The sequence below is a fragment of the Hyphomonas sp. GM-8P genome (assembly GCF_003263315.1).
Classification (GTDB): Bacteria; Pseudomonadota; Alphaproteobacteria; order Caulobacterales; family Hyphomonadaceae; genus Hyphomonas.
Map to the genome: position 1 here is coordinate 24460 of NZ_AWFE01000024.1, position 18621 is coordinate 43080.

Annotated in this window: 16 protein-coding genes; 6 read left to right on the top strand and 10 right to left on the bottom strand. The window is 63.5% G+C overall.

Features of this window, described 5'->3' with window-relative positions; all coding sequences use genetic code 11:
* Positions 1-236 precede the first annotated feature (236 nt).
* Positions 237-1640, bottom strand: coding sequence for an exodeoxyribonuclease VII large subunit (xseA, locus tag HY26_RS02425; RefSeq protein ID WP_034768162.1), 1404 nt, complete (start codon positions 1638-1640; stop codon positions 237-239).
* A gap of 132 nt (positions 1641-1772) precedes the next feature.
* Here xseA and HY26_RS02430 point away from each other — a divergent pair, with 132 nt between their 5' ends.
* Positions 1773-2636: a class I SAM-dependent methyltransferase gene (locus HY26_RS02430; RefSeq protein ID WP_081813186.1), complete on the top strand. Its 864-nt coding sequence runs from the start codon at positions 1773-1775 to the stop codon at positions 2634-2636.
* 73 nt (positions 2637-2709) lie between these two features.
* On the opposite strand, the gene HY26_RS02435 is transcribed toward HY26_RS02430, so the two are convergent.
* Both HY26_RS02435 and HY26_RS02440 read right to left on the bottom strand, forming a co-directional pair.
* Positions 2710-3342, bottom strand: a complete 633-nt coding sequence (locus HY26_RS02435) for a hypothetical protein (RefSeq protein WP_112072857.1) — start codon at positions 3340-3342, stop codon at positions 2710-2712.
* Positions 3343-3443: 101 nt separating this feature from the next.
* Positions 3444-3857 (bottom strand): hypothetical protein, encoded by a 414-nt coding sequence (locus tag HY26_RS02440; RefSeq protein WP_146740158.1) that lies wholly within the window; start codon positions 3855-3857, stop codon positions 3444-3446.
* 42 nt (positions 3858-3899) lie between these two features.
* On the opposite strand from HY26_RS02440, the gene purD reads away from it, so the two are divergent.
* The 4 genes from purD (at position 3900) to HY26_RS02460 (ending at position 10726) form a co-directional block, all read left to right on the top strand.
* Positions 3900-5195: a phosphoribosylamine--glycine ligase gene (purD, locus tag HY26_RS02445; RefSeq protein WP_112072859.1), complete on the top strand. Its 1296-nt coding sequence runs from the start codon at positions 3900-3902 to the stop codon at positions 5193-5195.
* A 132-nt stretch (positions 5196-5327) separates the two neighbouring features.
* Positions 5328-7268 carry a hypothetical protein gene (locus tag HY26_RS02450; RefSeq protein WP_112072860.1) on the top strand — a complete coding sequence of 647 codons (1941 nt, stop codon included), beginning with the start codon at positions 5328-5330 and terminating at the stop codon, positions 7266-7268.
* Between the two features lie 57 nt (positions 7269-7325).
* The gene (locus HY26_RS02455) at positions 7326-9254 is read left to right on the top strand and encodes a hypothetical protein (protein ID WP_112072861.1); all 1929 of its coding nucleotides are present in this window, start codon (positions 7326-7328) and stop codon (positions 9252-9254) included.
* 41 nt (positions 9255-9295) lie between these two features.
* A complete protein-coding gene (locus tag HY26_RS02460; protein ID WP_158531401.1) occupies positions 9296-10726 on the top strand; it encodes an amidohydrolase family protein in 1431 nt (476 codons plus the stop codon).
* A gap of 196 nt (positions 10727-10922) precedes the next feature.
* On the opposite strand, the gene HY26_RS02465 is transcribed toward HY26_RS02460, so the two are convergent.
* The 3 genes from HY26_RS02465 to HY26_RS02475 are packed head-to-tail and all read right to left on the bottom strand — an operon-like array spanning position 10923 to position 13319.
* Positions 10923-11984 (bottom strand): zinc-binding dehydrogenase, encoded by a 1062-nt coding sequence (locus HY26_RS02465; protein WP_112072863.1) that lies wholly within the window; start codon positions 11982-11984, stop codon positions 10923-10925.
* 9 nt (positions 11985-11993) lie between these two features.
* Positions 11994-12770: an SDR family NAD(P)-dependent oxidoreductase gene (locus HY26_RS02470; RefSeq protein WP_112072864.1), complete on the bottom strand. Its 777-nt coding sequence runs from the start codon at positions 12768-12770 to the stop codon at positions 11994-11996.
* Positions 12771-12785: 15 nt separating this feature from the next.
* Entirely contained in the window at positions 12786-13319 is a 534-nt protein-coding gene (locus tag HY26_RS02475) for a cupin domain-containing protein (protein WP_034768174.1), read from the bottom strand.
* Positions 13320-13519: 200 nt separating this feature from the next.
* On the opposite strand from HY26_RS02475, the gene HY26_RS02480 reads away from it, so the two are divergent.
* Positions 13520-14149, top strand: coding sequence for a TetR/AcrR family transcriptional regulator (locus HY26_RS02480; protein WP_034768175.1), 630 nt, complete (start codon positions 13520-13522; stop codon positions 14147-14149).
* Here the strand turns inward: HY26_RS02480 and sigJ are convergent.
* Genes sigJ through HY26_RS02500 form a run of 4 tightly spaced genes read right to left on the bottom strand, consistent with a single transcriptional unit; the run spans position 14146 to position 17877 of the window.
* On the bottom strand, positions 14146-15024 hold the full coding sequence (gene sigJ, locus HY26_RS02485) for an RNA polymerase sigma factor SigJ (RefSeq protein WP_034768176.1): 879 nt from the start codon (positions 15022-15024) through the stop codon (positions 14146-14148). The two genes, HY26_RS02480 and sigJ, sit on opposite strands and share 4 nt — an antisense overlap.
* Positions 15021-15557 carry a hypothetical protein gene (locus tag HY26_RS02490; protein ID WP_034768177.1) on the bottom strand — a complete coding sequence of 179 codons (537 nt, stop codon included), beginning with the start codon at positions 15555-15557 and terminating at the stop codon, positions 15021-15023. The genes sigJ and HY26_RS02490 overlap by 4 nt, the downstream gene beginning before the upstream one ends.
* Positions 15554-15940 carry a hypothetical protein gene (locus HY26_RS02495; RefSeq protein ID WP_034768179.1) on the bottom strand — a complete coding sequence of 129 codons (387 nt, stop codon included), beginning with the start codon at positions 15938-15940 and terminating at the stop codon, positions 15554-15556. The genes HY26_RS02490 and HY26_RS02495 overlap by 4 nt, the downstream gene beginning before the upstream one ends.
* Positions 15941-15996: 56 nt before the next feature.
* Positions 15997-17877: an ABC-F family ATP-binding cassette domain-containing protein gene (locus HY26_RS02500; RefSeq protein WP_034768182.1), complete on the bottom strand. Its 1881-nt coding sequence runs from the start codon at positions 17875-17877 to the stop codon at positions 15997-15999.
* Positions 17878-18621: the final 744 nt, after the last annotated feature.

Below are 18621 nucleotides of genomic sequence, written 5' to 3' on the forward strand. Positions count from 1 at the left end.
TTGTCGTTCCTTCAGTCATGGCGGGACCAAAACAAAAGCCCCGCCGGGTGGCGGGGCTTGTTTGGTCGAATGCTGTCGTGACGCGCGGTCAGTCAGGCAGTCGCCAGGCACAAGCACGCGCCGGCTGGATGAACCGGGTCTGTTGCTGAACGGTGATCGCGTGTTTGTGCATACAGGCCGGGTAGCCATTCCCTCGCAGGATGGCAAGTCCGTATTTGTCCGTAGGCAGACGCGGCCTAGAAAAGCGAGCCTTGCTGGCCTTTTGGTTTTGCCTTGGTCGGTTTCGAGGCAGGGGCCGGAGGTGATCCGGAAGACCCGGTTGGCACCGCGGTCACGTCCCCATCTGCAAAACTGATCTTCAGGCTGGCGGCGCTCGCGGCCGGGCCGGCGGAGCGGACGAGCTTTCCGGCATCGTCTCGCACCAGCGCATAGCCGCGCTTCAGCGTCGACTGGTAGGACAGCGTCTCCAGCAGCTTGCCCTGCGTGGCGAGTGCGGTTTCGCGCTGTTGCATCAGGCGGGTCAGCGCAGGCCAGGCGCGCACGGCAACATCGCGCAAGCGCTGTTTGGAGGTGCGGATTTCGCTGCGCAGGCTGGCCGGGCTGATGGTCAGGCGCGAGAGGCGGACGCGGGCCTTCTGCGTCAGGGCGAGGGCGGCGCGAGGCAAGGTGGCGGCGGCATAGTCCAGCCGCTGGCGTTTGGTCTGCAGCAGGCTCTCCGGGCGCGGCAGGCGCGCGGCGGTCAGCTTGTCCTTCGCCTGTCCGGTGCGGCGGGCGAGGGCGCGTTTCAGGCGCTCGCCGGCCTCGCTGGTCTGCAGCAGCAGCTCCTGGCGCACCGGCACGGCGATTTCGGCCGCGCCGGTCGGCGTCGGTGCGCGGGCGTCGGAGACATAGTCGATCAGCGTCGTGTCGGTCTCGTGGCCCACGGCGGAGATCAGCGGGATTTCGCTCTCGAAGGCGGCGCGGACGACGATTTCCTCGTTGAACGGCCAGAGGTCCTCGATCGAGCCGCCGCCGCGGGCGACGATCAGTACATCCGGGCGGTCGGCGCCGGTCATGGCGTTGAAGCCCTTGATGCCGGCGGTGATCTGAGCCGCGGCGCTGTCGCCTTGCACGAGGGCCGGCCAGACGATCACGCGGACCGGGAAACGGTCACGGATGCGGTGCAGGATATCGCGGATGACGGCGCCGGTCGGGCTGGTCACCACGCCGATGGTGCGCGGCAGGAAGGGCAGCTGTTTCTTGTGCTCCGCCGCGAACAGGCCTTCGGCGGCGAGCTTTTTCTTCCGTTCTTCCAGGAGGGCCATCAGCGCTCCGGCGCCGGCCGGGCGCATGGAGGCGGCGATCATCTGATAGTTCGACCGGCCCGCATAGATCGACAGCTTGCCCGTCGCGATGACTTCCAGGCCTTCTTCCGGCCGGAAGGGCAGGCGGTCGACCTGGCCTTTCCACATCACCGTGTTCAGCACGGCCTTGTCGTCCTTCAGGTCGCAATACATGTGGCCGGAACGGGCGATGGTGACCCGGCCCAGCTCGCCGCGCACGACGACATGGTCGTAATTCGTTTCGATCGTCCGCTTCAGGCTGGCGGCGAGGTCGGAGACGCTGAGAGCGGGATCGTTGGAAACGGGGGCATCTGACATGCTCCTTTTCTGAACGCGGTTGCGGGCCGGGGCAAGGCCCAGAACAAGCAGAGGCTGCAAGGCTTGACCTCTGTCGCCGACTCCCTAAGCAGCTTGGGGTTGTTTCCTTCTCCTGCCAGCCGGACCTGCCTCATGACCCAACAGACTTCCAGGCCGTGGTATCGAGCGGCGGCAGGCGTGCTGCCGCGTTCGGTGCGGCGCCGATTGCTGTGCCTGGGCCGGGACCTGGCGAGCATTCGGGCCCGCCTGAAACCGGGCGCGAAACCGGCACCATGGTCCAGTTTGCACGATGTCGGCGGCGGCGAATTTCACACGGTTGGCCGCGTGATCCTCAGCCATTTGATCAATGAAGCGGGCTTGACGCGGGACGATCATGTGCTGGACATTGGCTGCGGCACAGGCCGCGTTGCCTTTGCCTTGGCGGACTATCTGTCGCCCAAGGGCTGCTATACCGGATTTGACGTGGCCCCCAGCGGACTTGCCTGGATGATCCGGCACCTCCCGCCAGCTGCGGCGCCGTTCCGCATCGTCCGGGCAGACGTGTTCAACACCGAATACCGCCAGAAGACAGCCAGCCGGGCCGAAGCCTATCGCTTCCCCGTCAGTGACGGCAGCGTCGATGTGGCCTTCGCCACCTCCGTCTTCACGCACCTGTTGCCAGCAGACGCCGAGAACTACATCGCCGAAATCGGGCGCAGCCTGCGGCCCGGCGGGCGGGCCTATGTGACCGCCTTTCTGATGACGGAGGCGCGCCGAGCCCCGGCGACAAGCGGGCAGGCTTTCGTGAAATTCCATCGTTTCGGCGACGTCGCGCATGTCGGCGATACGAAAGTGCCGGAAGCGATGATCGCGTTCGACGAGACGGTCTTCATGGGCTGGGTCGCCAGGGCGGGGCTGGATCTCGTCCCGCCGGTGAAATACGGCCACTGGAGTGGTGAAGCCCCCGTGCCGGGACAGGATTTCCAGGACGTCCTTGTACTGAGGAAGCCGGCCTAGGCGTTTCCGCCAGCGCGTTCGCCTCCCGTCACAGCGCGTGAGGGAGCGGGCAGGCCTGATTTTGCGCAAAGCGTCAGGACGAGTCGTGGCTCTGCGCGTCCAGCGCGATTCCGTGCAGGTATTGCATGTTGTCGGCCTTTTCCGGGTCCAGCGTCGGATCGAGGAAGGCTTTCGGCTGGGGCGCCAGTAGCGGCTTCGGCGGCGCAAGGAGACGCGCGCTCATGGCCTGCAGGTAAAGCTCGCCGTGCTCGAACACATGGATCAGCGCCGCGATCCGTTTCAGCAAAGGCGCAGACGACATCAGTCCATCCACCATCCTGTATGCGGGCATGGGAACCCCGGCCGCCGGGGCCTTCAGGCAATAGTCCAGATCGCCCGCACGGGGCGCGCGGATCACGGGCACGGGCAGGCATTCATCGAGGCAGAAGAGGAGGCGCCCGCCCTCCGGTGGCGGGACCATCGGGCCATACTCTGCGCACATGATAACCAGCATACGCCGGACCAGCGCCTCGAAAATGCTGAGGGTCAGCGAGATGGCGCCCGCCTCGATGCGCGGCAGGTGCGGAGCCGCCATATCGCTCCCGGTATCGTGCGCGGTGCCTTCAGCAGGATTGCAGCGCCGCCACAAGTTCTGTACCGCGTCCTGCACGGTGTACCACCAGCGGCTGATCAGATCATGGGTGCGGGCAGGGACGGGAAAGCTCATCCCGCAAGAGTGCCTGCGGCGGGTATCCCGTTGGATTGGCATAGCCGGATCAGTTGCAAGCAAAGGCAACAGGGCGCGGAAACCGCCGCGTCTGTCCTACATCAGGCCCCGGCGGCGAGCTGGACCGCTAGCGAGGCGCCCGTGCGGGTGGAGACGCGGCTGAGTGTGAAAGTGCCGGAGATCCGCGCATCTTCGGAGAAGGACCAGCGCCCTGCAAACCGGGTAAAGGACGCATCCACCGCCCCGCAATAGATCAGGTCCGGCTGGATGATGCCGGTGTCGGGCGTATAGCGTTTCGAGAGCAGGACGTGCTGGCCGCAGCGGTCCCCCCGGACAGTCGCATCATATTCAGGTTCGTAGCCAAGCAGCGGGCCGAACGTCACCGGTTCCAGTGTCGTGCCGCACAGTTTGCCGTCGATTTCGGTGAGCATGGCCGTGAAGTTTACGCACTCGCCATTGGCGTCGTACCGGAACTCTCCACTCCACAGGCCGCTCATGTCTTTTAGTCCGCTCATATCTACTTGATCTCAGACGCAGAGCCGAGCATCAAGCGCTTCATGAATATTCTTCTCATCGGATCGGGTGGCCGCGAGCATGCGCTGGCTTGGAAAATGGCCCAGTCGCCGCTGGTTGACGTGGTGCATTCGACGCCGGGAAATCCCGGTATGGACGAGGTCGGCCCGTGCTTCGATGTCGGCGCGACAGATATCGAGAACCTTGTAAAACTTACACTTCAGGTGGAACCGGACCTGGTTGTCGTGGGGCCTGAGGCGCCGCTGGCCGAGGGGCTGGCAGATGTGCTGAGGGCGCGCGGATTCGACGTCTTTGGACCGAGCCAGGAAGCGGCACAACTCGAAGCATCAAAAACTTTTTCCAAGGGCCGGATGACAGCCTATGGCGTGCCGACGGCCGCTTATGGCGAATTCACGGAAGCTGGGCTGGCAAAAGCCTTTTTGCGCAAAATGCAGGCACCTTACGTGCTGAAGGCCGACGGACTGGCAGGCGGCAAGGGCGTCGTGATCGCCGAAACGCTGGACGATGCGGATGCCGCCGTGGACGAAATGCTGGGCGGACGCTTCGGCGACGCCTCCGCCACGCTGGTGATCGAGGAGTTCATGCATGGCGAGGAAGCCAGCATCTTCGTGATCACCGATGGCGAGGGCGCGATCTACCTGCCTGCCGCGCAGGACCACAAGCGCGTCGGCGATGGTGACACGGGTGAGAATACCGGCGGCATGGGCGCCTATGCCCCGGCGCCGGTCGTGACCGACGAGATCATGGCCCGCGTGAAGCGCGAGATTGCCGAGCCGATGCTGAAAGGCATGGCGAAGGACGGCATGCCGTATCAGGGCGTGCTCTATATCGGCGTCATGGTGACGGCCGAGGGCCCGAAGGTTGTGGAGTTCAACGCCCGCTTCGGCGATCCGGAATGCCAGGTCCTGATGAAAGGCCTGAAGGGCGACATCGTCCCGGCGCTGCTCGCCTCGGCGACCGGCGGACTGAAGGGCAATGAAGAGGCCTTTGAGGCGCTGCTGGAACTGGACCAGTTCGAGCCGACCGCAACCGTGGTGATGGCCATGACGGGGTATCCCGGTGCCGTCGAGAAGGGCTCGGTGATCAAGCATGTCGGCAAGGCGAACGATTTGCCGGGCGTGCATGTCTTTCATGCCGGGACCGACCGCAACCAGCTGGGCATGCTGACTGCCAATGGCGGGCGCGTGCTGAACGTCACGGCCAGCGGAAGCACGCTGCGCGAGGCGATCGACCGGGCCTATGCCGGGGTCGACGCGATCGATTGGCCGGAAGGCTTCTGCCGCCGCGACATTGGCTGGCGCGCGCTGGAGCGCGGCTGAGGCACTCATCCGTTCAGGGGATGGCCATGGCAGACCCCCGCCGGTAGGATTCGGCAAGGATAATATTGAGCCGATATTACCGGGCGTAGGGCGAAGACTTGTCTGCGTCATGGCCGGGTGGGGGAGATTGCTTTGCTGCGCTGGTTCGTGCTGGCCATAATGGCCCTTTGTGTTTCGCTGTCCCTGCCGCTGAAGGCGCATGCCTGGAAGGACATTACCGTTGGCGATGCGCGGCAGACCAGCGATTGCCTGAACGAGACGCCGTCCGACGAGTGCGTGACGAAGACCGGCCGCTATGTGCGCACCAATACGGGCACTGAGCCCGGCACTGTGCCGGTGCGGCTTTTGCTGCGCCGGAACCTGCCGCAGGACCAGTTTGACGCCCTCATGCGCAAGTATGGCATGATTGAAGGCAAGTATCACGAGTGGTTCGTCAATGCCGGCGACAAGGACTATTACAAGCGTGCAATGACACTGCAGGGCCTGACGGCGATGGACGGGAAGACCGTTCTGCTGCCGGCGGAGTTCACGCGCGTCCTGCCGCTCAGCGACCGCGTGGCGCTGGTGCGGACGGTGAAGAATAACTGGTACTTTGCGACGCTTGGTCCGGGTGAGACGACGCTGACGGAGCTGACCCATCCCTGGGACGATCTGCAATGGTTCTCCGGTAACGAGCCCAAGCGGCCATTCATGGTCATGCTGCGCCAGTATGGGGAGACGAAGGAAGACCTGCGATCCTACACGATCCTCGATGGCGACGGGGAGGCGGCCTACACGGTCAGCGGCGTCATTCCGAATACGCACGGCACGGATGACTACTTCACGTTCCATGCCAGCTATATTGGCTTTCCCGTGCGCGTGGACGCCAGTGAGTTTTCGGTCATCTTCAATATGATAACGCTGGAGCTGGAGAAGATGGGGCCGGTCTTCGACATTCTCGACGTCGGCTATGCGCTGACGGAGAAATGGGGCGACAACAAGTACGACAAAAAATACTACCCCTTCCAGAAGATTGGCGAGATGCCGTCCGGCAAGGGGCTTCTGTCAACAGACATATTCGAACCCATCGATGTAGGGAATGCGGAGCCGCACCCGCTTTCGGACCCGAAAGCGACGCGGGGCATGGTGCCGTTGCGCCTGCCGGGCCAGATCGACGGCATACGCGGCTGGCTGATGGTGTACGCCAATGCGACGGACCAGTGGTACAAGCTGATCATGCATGCGCCAAAAACGGATGAATATCATGCGGACAAGTTGGGCCGGTGGGATGAACTCACCCCCTCGTCTGTCCGGGTGTATCTGTGGGAACCGAACGAATACCTGCCGCTAGCCGATATCTGGATCGGCACGATCTCGGACGAGACGCACAAGGCCCTGTTTGCGAACGCAAACCCGAAGGATATCCCGCCGCCAAGCTATCGCGTTGCGGCACGTTTCTTCGAGAACCCGCAGCAACTGTCGGCGGGCGGCGTCACGGACTGGTACCTGATCGGTAGCGAACCGAGCGCGGAGAATTTCCAAAAGATCTACGACACGCGCTCCATGCGGGCCTCGCACCCCGACAATCCTCAGGCGCTGGCGACGCCGGAACTCATCGCGGAGATGAAGAAGGAATGGCAGGCGAAGGCCGCCTATCGCGAATATATCGAGACGCCTTGGGAGGTGCAGGTGGCGCGGGCGCAGGCCGAGCAGGAACGCACGCTGCTGGCGGCAGCAGACAGCGCGATTTCAGGCGGCTACGGCATCGATTTCAATGGCGACTTCTATTACATCGCACGCACCAAGGGCGGGAAATACCTGCAGGCCTATTGGAACAAGTATCACCAGCTGCCGCGGTCGGCCGATGCCTATGACATTTGCCGCCGGTTCGGCTCGTCCAGCATGGAGTGCAACCTCGTCTATGCGTGGGCGGACAATATCTCTCAAGGCCAGCGCGAAGCGGCCAGGCGGGACGCGGACCGCTACAGCCAGAAGCAATTCAACCAGGGCTACAAGACGGAATACCGGCCGCCCATGTCGGAGCCGCGCTGCTACCAGACGGGCGCGAAGACGGAGACGTGTTTCTACAATTAAAGACGTCGGGCCATAGGGGATGGCCCGGGGATTGGAGTATTTGATTTGTTCAGACTGATGGTTATTGCCATTTCGGCCTTTTGTATTTCGCTGAATGCTCATGCGTGGAAGTCGTATAGCGACGCGGGCAGCCTGCTGGCTGACCATAGCCGGGGCAGGTGTGTTGAGAACGCACCGAAAGGGTTCAACTGCCTTTCGAAAGATATCCGCTATGTCCGTACCGATACGGGCACCATGCCGGTGCGGCTGTGGTCGGTTTCGCAATTGGACGGCGAGCAGATGGGCGCCATTCTGGACCGGTACAATCTTCCGCGTGAGGACTTCGCAAGGTACGCGCAGGAATATGGCGGCCAGAACAAGGGCAATAGCTATAGCTGGATCTCCAAACAGGTCGTACTGCAGGGCCTGGCGGCCGAAGACGGCACGATCCTGTTGCCGGCGGAATACATCCAGGTACTGCCCATCAGTGACAAGGTGGCCCTCGTGAAGGCGCTGGACTACCGATATTATTTTGTGACCCTAGACCCGGAGAAGCCGCGCCTCTTCAAGCTGCCGTTCGCGCGCTTTGAGTTTTACTTCATCTATGGCCGCAAGCCCGAAACACCGTTCACGCTGATGTTCCATGACAAGATGGCGACGGATACGCGAGGCAAGACGCTGGTCGTTATGGACAATCAGGGCAAGGAAGCGCACCGCATTACCGGCGTGTTGAACGAGGGCAGCGGGGACTACGACTTCTACCAGTTCGGCAATGGTAGGATCGCCTTTCCGGTGAAGGGCGAGGACGGCACGGGCCTGTCCGTGGTCGTCAATTCTCTGACGCTGGAGATGGAAGAAGTCGGGCCGTATTTCGAGACGCTGCCTGTCGGCTATGCGCTGACCGACGACTGGAGTCGGAACAACCGCAACGACTACAAGCAGGTGGCGGTGCAGAAGGTCGCGGCGATGACGTCCGGACACGGCATATTGTCAGGTGAGAGCATCTACCTGCCGATGCGCCATGAGGATGGCGAAGTGACGCCGTTCGGCCATCCCAACATTATCGGCATGGTGCCGCTGTACCTGCCGGAGATCGAAGGCGTACGCGGCTGGCTGGTCGTGTACGAAGCAGCGGATGGGCGCTGGTATCGCCTGATCGGCGGCGCGGTAGACGGCGACCTGATGCGCGGCAAGCCTCAAGAGCTGCTGCCGGCAAGCGTCATGGACTATATTCTCGGACGCAAGAACTATCCGCCTTTCGCCGATATCTGGATCGGCACGATGGACGAGGACGAGTATTACGGCCTGTTCGCAGGCGCGGACCGCCGCGATGTGCCGGAGCCGCCGCTGCGGATCGCGGCGCGCTATTTCAAGGATCCGATGAACCGCTCCGCGGGCGTGACCGACTGGTATGATGTCGGCATGGACATTGGCCCGGAGGAACTGTGGGCGGCCTATGAGGCTCGGGACCGGAAAGCAACGCACCCGGACAATCCGATGGCCATGGAGCGGCCGCTCATCCTGGCGACAGCCCGCGAATGGTGGGAAAGTAACAAGGCCTATCGCGAATACCTGGAGACGCCATGGGACGTGCTGCAGGCCCGGTATGAGGCGGAATCCCGCGCGACACTGAAGGCCAGCGCCGATGCGATCCTGGCCATGAGCGGCGCCGATGTGCCCTATGGGGGGGACTTCTACACCGCCGCGCGCACACTGGGCGGAACGTATCTCAGCACCTATTGGCGGCGCTGGAAACGCCTGCCGCGCTCCAGCGATGCCTATGACATCTGCAGCCGTTTCGGGAACAATAGTCCGGAATGCAACTTGGTCATGCCGTGGGCGCAAAATGCCTTTGACGCCCAGCGCGCACAGGAACAAAAGGCCTCCGATGCTTATGCGCGTCAGGTGGAGCTGACCAAACGCAAGCCGCCAGCCTACCGCCCGCCGTCTTACGGTCCGCGCTGTTACGACCAGGGCAATGGGAAAGAGCTTTGCTTCTATGACTAGGCTGGCGTAACGCAGTTCACATGATGAAACACACGTTTAAAATGACTAGCTCGGCACTTGGCGTTGCCATGCTGGCATCACTGGTTGCTTGTGCGACCGAACCCGCAGCGGAGCCGCTCAACGGGGACCTGCTGATCCGCGATGTCCGCACGATCGGCTTCGAGGGCGAAGCGCCTGCGATCCGGGACCATGCCTACGTGTTGGTGAAGGACGGGAAGGTCCTGGCCGTCCGCGACACGGCTGACGGCCTCTCCGCGCCGCAAATTGTGGACGGCGCAGGGCGCACGATGGTGCCAGGCTTGACCGACATGCACGTTCACATCTGGGACGAGGCGGAGCTGGGGGCCTACCTCTCTTGGGGCGTGACGCGGGTGCGCAACATGTCCGGTCTCTCCTTCCACTTGCCGCTGGCAGAGCGGATCGAAGCGGGCGAGGTGATGGGGCCGCACCTCATCACGACGGGGCCAATCCTGAACAGCCCCGGTCCGAATGCGCAGATCAATCACCAGATCGTCGAAACGGCAGACGAAGCCCGCGCCGCGGTTCGCTGGCAGGCCGAGGCCGGTTTTGACAGGATCAAGGTCTACTCTAACCTGACCCGGCCGACTTATGAAGCCATCATCGAAGAGGCCGCCGCGCGCGGCATGCCGGTCTCGGGCCACACGCCGGAGGGCGTGCGGGAAGACGGCATGCCGGACGAGAAGCCTTTCGACATTTCATTCGAGGAAGTCCTGGCCAATCATTTCGAGACCATCGAACACATCGAATCCGTTGTCTGGCATGGCCTGCGCAACCGGCATGATGAAGACGCCGCCCGGGAACTTGGCCGGAAGATCGCCGCAGAAGGCGTGCCGGTGACGTCCACACTTCTGGCGCACCGCAATCTGGTGCTGGTGGCCGAGACTGACGGTGCTGCCGTCAGCCGTCCGGGTACAGAGTTCCTGAATGCGGTCGAGCAGCAGACCGAGGTGGAGCACCAGACTTTCTGGGCAGGGCAGGATCCGGCGCCGGCGGCAGAGGATGCCGCCTTCTATGCCCGTGTGGCAAAGATCTTCCAGGAAGAAGGCGTGACCCTGCTGGCCGGCACGGATGCGGGCATCTTCACCAATATTCCCGGCAAGTCTCTGGGCGAGGAACTTGTACTGCTGGCCGATGCAGGCCTGACGCCTTATGAAGTGCTTCGGTCAGCGACCCACACGCCCTCCATGGTGCTGGGCACGGCGGGGCAGGATGGCTGTGTCGAGGCCGGGTGCGCGGCGGATCTGGTCCTGCTGCCCTGCGACCCCCTGGCGGACATCGCCTGCGCCACAGAACCGGCCGGGCTCGTTTATCGCGGGGCCTGGCTGGACCGCGCGGCGCTGGATGGGCTGCGCCAGTCTTCGGCGCAGCAGAATCCCGAACGGACGATGACGAACGTGTTTGGCGGGCTCGCCGAATATGGTGTCGATCTGAGCGCGCTGACGGGCGAATAGGCAAACCGGCAGGTGCGCCATGCCTTGGATGTGCGGTCCAGAAATGGCGGTTTGCCCGCCGCTAGGCGATTTGGGGGGAGTGCGGCGGGCAAAACGCGGGACGCTGTGAGGCGTCCTGAATTTCAAACGCATGAGCGCCGGAAATCCGTCGCGGAAATTTGCCCGGCGGACGACTTTTTTTCCGAGCGCATGGCCCTCAGGCGTGGGGGTCGATCAGGATCTTGATTTCATGAGGATCCTTGGCGAGCGCATCGAAGGCGGCTTCGGTGCTGGCCAGCGGCTGGCGGCTGGTAATCAGCCGGGCAGCCTGATCGGCATGGGCTTCGATCAGGTGAAGCGCCGTGCTGAACTCCTCCGGCCGGTACGCGAAGCTGAACTCCAGCGTCAGTTCGCGCGTGATCCCCTCCAGCGGCGTGATCTTCTCTTCATGCGGGCAGACGCCGACCACGATGATGTGGGCATGCGCCGGGGCCGACTGGATGATCTGGCCCATGACGCCGGGTGCACCGGTGCATTCGAAAATGTTCTGCCCGTGCGGCTGTCCGCGGAAGTCCCGCGCCAGCAGCGGTGACATCTGGGCCGGTTCGTGGCCGAGATCGCTCCAGCGCTCGTAGGGGCTGTCACTGGCCGGGTCGAACACGATGTCGGCGCCGAGGCTGGCAGCGACGGCGCGGCGCTCGGCCGAGAAATCCGCCGCAAGGATGGGCCCCCGCCCGGCGATCTTCAGCGCCAGGATGACGGCAAGCCCCACCGGGCCGCAACCGATCACCATGTTCGGCCCGTCATTGCGGCTCGCGAGATTCACGGCGTGCAGGCCGACCGAGAATGGCTCGGTCAGCGCCGCGAGGTCGTCCGGAATGCCGTCCGGCACGCGGAAGGTGCGCTCAGCATCGATGCAGGAGAGCGTGGCGAGCCCGCCGCTGTGGAAAGGCGAAAGGCCGATACAGGCCGGGCCGTCATGGCTGTGCGTGAAGGGCAGGCCGGTCACCCGGTCGCCGATCTTGAGTTCTGTCTCCGTGCCCGGAGCGATGCCAACGATTTTTGCCGAGAACTCATGGCCGGGGACGATGATGGGCAACTGGTGCTGCGCTTCCGGCGGCGTGGCGTCGGCCAGCTCCGCCATCTGCTTGCGCAGGCTGAGATCGCTGCCGCAAATGCCGTTGAAGAGGGGCTGGACCAAAAACTGGCCGGCAGCAGGTGACGGATCGGGAAGGTCCGAGATGCGAAAGGATTTTCCCTGCAGGGTGAGCGCGCGCATCGAGCCTTCCTAAATGCCGGCAAAGAGGGCGACTTCCGGCTGGCCGGTATGCGCCGTTGTGCCACCATCTGCCACGACGATGGAGCCGGTCATGTAGGACGCGTCATCCGACGTGAGGAAAGCGACAACTTTCGCCATCTCTGCCGGCTGGGCGCCGCGGCCCATCGGAATGCGCTTGTGCCATTCCTGCGGCAGGCCGGGCATCTCGTTCATGCCTGCAGTGATGGGCGTTTCGACAAGGCCCGGGCAGAGGGCATTCACGCGAATGCCGTCACGGGCATGGTCTATGGCGAGCGCCCGCGTATAGTTGATTACCGCGCCCTTGGCGGCGTTGTAGGCGGCAAACCTGTAGTCCCCACCCAGGCCTGAAATGGATGCCGTATTCACGATGGCACTGCCGCGCGGCATGTGCGGAATGGCATGGTGGCAGGCATAGTAGACGCTGTGCAGGTCTACCGCGATCACCTGTTCCCACTGGTCGGGCGGCAATTCCACCGAATTGGCGAAACTGCCGATACCGGCATTATTGAAGAGTATGTCGATCCGTCCGTGCGCGTCGGTGGCGGCCTTGATGAGGGCGCCGACGTCCGCCTCTTTCGAGACATCGCAGGTCACCGCCATGGCATCCGGACCAAGCGACGCGGCAAGGGCATTTGCCGCGTCTTCGGAGATGTCGGCGAGCACGACTCTGGCACCTTCACCCGCCATCAATCGTGCGGTTGCCGCACCAATGCCAGAGGCAGCACCAGTGATGACGGCGACCTTGTCTTCAAATCTTTTTGTCATCCGATGGCCACTCCGTCAGGACAGGACAGAGCTGGGAGGAGACTCGTCTGCCCATGCGGAGCGGCGCTCGGAGATAACCCCCGAAATCTTCTGCCAGGCTGGCAGCGTCTTCGCGAGGAACTTGATGTCGAAGTCTTCCTGGGTACGGAATTCAAGCACTTCCACGCCGTCGGGGCCGGGCGTGTAGCGATAGGCCTTGCCCGCACCCAGGAAGAAACCGTCGCCTGGACCCAGCATGTCTGTGCCCAGTTGGAGGCTGCCAGCGACGATATAATAGAGACAATCGGAATTATGCGTATGAAGAGGAAGCGGGAAGCCGCTCTTGAACCAGGCATAGGTGAGGCTGAAGCCCGGCTGGGAGAAGAGGGTCTTGACCACATTGCCTTCGGCAAAGCCGGCTTCGAGCGCGGCGCCGATGCCGGCTTCGAGGTCTGGCGTCATGTCGGCCACTTCCATATGCGCGGTCTCGTCCAGCGAGGGCGCCTCCGACGTGCGGAAAATCTGGTAGCCGGTTGCGGCCGGTTTTTCGGTGACGGGTGCGTCGCTCATCTTCAAATTCCTCCCAGAGGCCGCGATGGGGTTCGGGCCATCATCGCAGGTGCCGGGCTTGGGCCCGTGTCTCTCTGCCTGAACTAGGCTAGCGGGAAATTTCAAATAGTCAACACTGACTAGTATTGGGCGAGCGCGGTTGACGCGGGCGGGCCGCTGACCATTATCGGCGCCGGGCAGGGTAGGAAGCGGCGAACGGAATGACCGACACGAAAGAGCGTTCAGGACGCCGGCGAACCCGCCGCGGCGAGGAAACCCGCCGGCAGCTGATCGAAGCCTGTATCGATTGCCTGAACGAGCGCGGATATGCCGGCACATCAATCGAGGCCGTCATGTCGAAAGCCGGGATCAGCCGCGGATCCGTCCTGAACCAGTTCCCGACCCGGCTGGACCTGATGACCGCGACCATTGAGGCCGCGATGCGCGGCATGATGGCCGACACCAGCGCCCGGTTCGCCCGGATTTCAGATCCGGTCGAGCGCCTTCGTCGTCTGTGCGACCTCTACTGGGAAACGCAACGCCTGCCGGTGTCAGCGGCGGTGACGGAAGTGCTGCTGGCGGCGCGCTGGGACACCGATCTGGCGGCCATGCTGGGCCGGGTCACCAAGGAAATCGAGATCGAGCTGGACGCCGAAACGCGGCGGCGCGGCGAAGAAGCGGGCGTCAACGACATCGAGGCGCTGGTCGTGCATGCGCGTATGCTGATCCTGTCGCTGCGCGGGATGACGCTGGAACTCATGTTCGACCCGGACCGGCAGATCATCCACCATGCGCTGGAGGAAATCCGCACATCGCACCAGGTTTTCTGCGACCGGGTGCTGGCAGGCTAGGTCGGAAGCTTGTCCGGATTGCGCATGATATAGAGCCAGGCAATGCGGCCGTCTGCGCCGGGGGCGAGCGTGATGACGAAATCGACCTGCCCGTTCACGCGGCGCATGATGGCCGGGGTGCCATTTGCATGGCCGAGTTCCAGCGTCCATGGCGTCGTCTCTGCCATCTTCGCGGACTTTTCCGTCACCGCAAAAAGCACTTGCACGATTTCGGCCGCGCCGTTCAGTGGCCGGAGGGCCGCGCGCGCTTTCTTTCCTCCGTCGGAATAAGCGATGGCACCGGGCGAGAACAGGGAGAGGGCGGTCTCGTGGTCCTGCGCCGCGGCGGCGCTCATGAAGCGTTGCAGCAGCGAAGACACTTCGTCCGGCGAGGCGTCAAAGCGCGGGCCGCTTTCCTGCAAACGTGTGTGCGCCCGGCTGACGAGCTGGCGGCAGGCCGCCTCCGACTTGCCGGTCGCCGCTGAGATCTCGTCATAGCCGGCATCGAAGGCTTCGCGCAGGATGAAGGCGGCCCGCTCCGTTTCCGACAGGCGTTCCATCGCCCAGAGCAGGGCGAGCTCGCACTCCTGCGCTAGCGCAAAGCGTTCCTCGATACCCAGGCTTTCGCTCTCCACCAGCGGCTCCGGCAGCCACGGGCCGGGATAGGTTTCCCGCCGTGCCCGGGCGGAGCGCAGCGCATCGATGGCGATGCGTGTGGCCGTGCGGCGTAGCCAGGCGCGGGGGTTTTCGATGGCGTCGTGATCGGCCCGCTCCCAGCGCAACCAGGTGTCCTGCACCGCATCCTCTGCACCGGCGCGCTCGCCCAGCATGCGGTAACACAGGGCCGTCAGGGCCGGGCGTTCGGCTTCGAACAGGGCAGTGTCGGCGGTGCTCATGCGGCGAGCTTCACGACCTTGCCACCAAAGTCCAGCCTGTGGCAGGCCTGACCGTGGCCGAGGCCGCGTTTCAGCACCGGATAGATACGGCCAGATGCCGCCGCAAAGGCGCAGGAGAGCGCGGTTTTCTTGCCGAACTCGCTTTCGATTTCGCGGCGCAGATCGTCGGCGCCAATGTCTCCGGCGATGGCGGCGCAGGCAAAGCGGAAGCCGAGCCCCATGGCGCCGGCATCTTTCGGGCGGCCTTCCACGCAGGCCTGCAAGGCGTCTGCATCGGCGCCGTTCGCCAGTGCCATGTCGACGACAAGCTGGGCACACGGGCCGCAATCGCCTTCCAGCGTGGATGCCAATAGCGCGCCGGTCCAGACCGGGTGGCCGCTCGCAGGGCCGCGATATTTGTAAAAGTTCGGCAGGCGAGACAGCGAGATTGCCGCGCCGGGCGAAACATCCGCGATTTCGTGCATATAGGTCACGTCATAGCGGAAGGCGCGGCCGAATTTTCGGATCTGGGAATGAAGGATCTTGCGGATCATGTTCTGATCTCCTTGCGGGTAAAATTGAGGGCGGCGGCGAGGGCCAGCCAGGCCGGGATCTGGATGCCGGTGAGGTTCACGAAGGCGATCTGGTCGAGCGGCACACCGCGCGCGAACCAGATCCAGATGTGAAAGAGCGCATGCAGGGCGGGCCACGCTGCACCGCAGACGGCAGCGGTCCGGTCAAACTTCAGGATGCCATAGGCCAGCGCGCCGGAACTCATCCCGAAGGCAAGGGCGATGTCCCGCACGAAGTGCAGATTGAACGGGCCCATCATCGCAACGCCGGGCACGGTCTCGTACCAAGTGTGCGGCGCGAACCACATGATCAGCGCGTTGGCGAAATGGGCTGCCGCAATGAGCAGAAGGATCGGTCTCCACATGTCATGTCTCCTGTTTCAGGGACATGACGAGACAGCGCCCGGTTTTGTGACAGGTCTTAGGCTTCGGCTTCCAGCGCTTCGGCGGCTTCGAGCCAGGCGTGTTCGGCTTCTTCGGCCGTTTCGGCGTGGGTGGCGCGGGTTTTCAGGAGCTTTTCAAGCTCTTCCGGCGGAGGGGTGCCTTCGGCGAGTTTCGCGTCAATCTTCGCGATGGCGGCGTTCGCCTTTTCCATCCGCTCCTCGGCTTCGCGGGCTTTTTTCTTCAGGGCGGTGAGGCGTTTCTTGTCCTCCGGCGAGGCGGCCGGTTTCGGGGCGGATGATTTCGGCTTCGCGTCTTTTGACTTGGCCTCTTTCGCCTCGGCGCGGTCAGCCTTCATGACGAGGGCGCGGTAGTCTTCGAGGTCGCCGTCATAGGTCGTCGCGCGGCCGTCTTTCACCAGCCACAGACGGTCAGCGGTCGCTTCGGCGAGGTACACGTCGTGCGTGATCAGGAGGACGGCGCCGGGGAAGTCGTTCAGCGCGTAGATCAGTGCCTCGCGGCTGTCGATGTCGAGGTGAGAGGTCGGTTCGTCGAGGATCAGGATGTGCGGCGCCGAATGGGACATGAGGCCTAGCAGCAGGCGCACTTTTTCGCCGCCCGACAGTTTCTCGACCTTTGTTTCCACTTTCTCCGCCGAGAAGCCCATGGCGGCCGCGGCGGCGCGCACTTTCGCGGGTGGCGTGTCCGGCGGCAGCAGGCGGCGCACATGGTCCAGCACGCTATCGCCCTCGGACAGCTCGTCCAGCTGGTCCTGCGAGAAATAGCCAATGCGGACAGCCTTCGGCGTGACGCGCTGGCCCGCCATGAGCGGGAGGCGTTCGGCGATGGATTTGACCAGCGTGGTCTTACCCTGTCCGTTTGCGCCGACGATGGCGATCCGGTCGTCCGGATCCAGACGAAGGTTGACCTTCGACAGGATACGCGCGCCTTCGCCATAGCCGAGATCGGCATCCTTCAGTTCCAGCATCGGCGGGGCCAGCTTGTCGGCGGGCGGCGGGAAGTGGAACGGCGTGGTGCGGTCGGCGACGGGGATGGAGATGTCCTGCATCTTCTCCAGCATCTTGATGCGCGACTGGGCCTGCCGGGCCTTCGAGGCCTTGGCGCGGAACCGGTCGACGAAGCTCTGCAGGTGCGCGCGCTCCTTGGCCTGTTTGGCCTGCTGGGATTCCAGCTGTGCCAGCTTGGCGGCGCGAAGCTTCAGCCAGTCATCATAGCCGCCAGGCGTGATTGACAGCTTCCTGTGTTCCAGCGCCATCGTGTGGGTCACGCAGCGGTTCAGCATTTCCCGGTCGTGGCTGACGATCAGTACCGTATACGGATATTTCCGGATATAGGTTTCCAGCCAGGCGGCGCCTTCGAGGTCAAGATAGTTGGTCGGCTCGTCCAGCAGCAGGAAGTCCGGCTGGGAGAAGAGCACGCCGGCAATGGCCGCGCGCATACGCCAGCCGCCGGAGAATTCCTTGGTCGCACGGGTGAGGTCTTCATCCGAAAAGCCGAGGCCGTGGAGCACTTCGGCGGCGCGGGCTTCTGCCGACCAGGCGTCGATGTCCATCAGGCGTTCGTGGATCTCGCCGATCCGGTTCGGATCCGTCGCGGTCTCGGCTTCCTGCATCAGGGCGTGGCGCTCGGTGTCGGCGGCGAGGACAACCTCCAGCACGGTCTCGTCGGTCGGGGCGACTTCCTGTGCCACCCAGCCAAGCCGGGCGCCGGTGTTCAGCCGGATCGCGGCATCATTGGTCGGATGTTCCACATCCTCCCGGATCAGGCGCAGCAGGGTCGACTTGCCGGTGCCATTGCGGCCGACAAGCCCGACTTTCCAGCCGGCCGAGATCTGCGCGGAAGCAGACTCGAACAGGGGCCGGGCTTCGACCTGAAAATCGAGGTTCGTGATGGTGAGCATGCGCGGGTGTGTAACCGCGCCTGTGGTGAAAGCAAGGCCGGGAATGATACTGAAGAAAATCTGTGCAGTGGCGGAAAAAGGGGCCCGCCATGCCTATCAATCCGGGGGGCAGGACCAGGCATGGCGGGCTGTTCGCTGTCCCCGAGTGCGGTGGGAGAATGGGGAAATGGTATCCACAGCGAAGAAGGCCCAAAGTGCGGGCTTCACAGACAGGACGTTTCGGTCCGGCGCTTTATCCAGAATTTTTTCGCTGACCTGAGAATAAAGTGGAGCCCGCCGTCCCGGTTGGGATTTCCGGCCCGGCGGGCAGTCCGCGTCTGACAGTTTCAGGGCTGTCATAGCGAACGGGACTTTTGAACATGACGACCGGCCCGCGCGAATTATCCATATCGGCCGAAAAGCGAGACAAAACCCGCCATGTCGTCTATCGCGGGGGGTGAGGACGGGACGACATGGCGGGCGGTTCGCCGTTCGGTTTCCAGGGGGGGAAGAAACGTTTCGAACGGGACCTCTCTCGTCCTTTCCATATGGGAGAAGCAGGCGCCGTTTCCATGGTATTCACGCGTTCGTGAGAGGTGAAATTCCGGTAAGGAATCGGGGCCTGAAAATGGAGGTGCCCGCCATGCAGTCTGTTGGGGCTCAGGGGGTAAGACAGACAGCATGGCGGGCGGTTCGCTGTGTCATTTCAGGGAGGATACAACAGCGAACGGGACCGGTTGCGGCGAACCGCTTAAAAGTCAAACG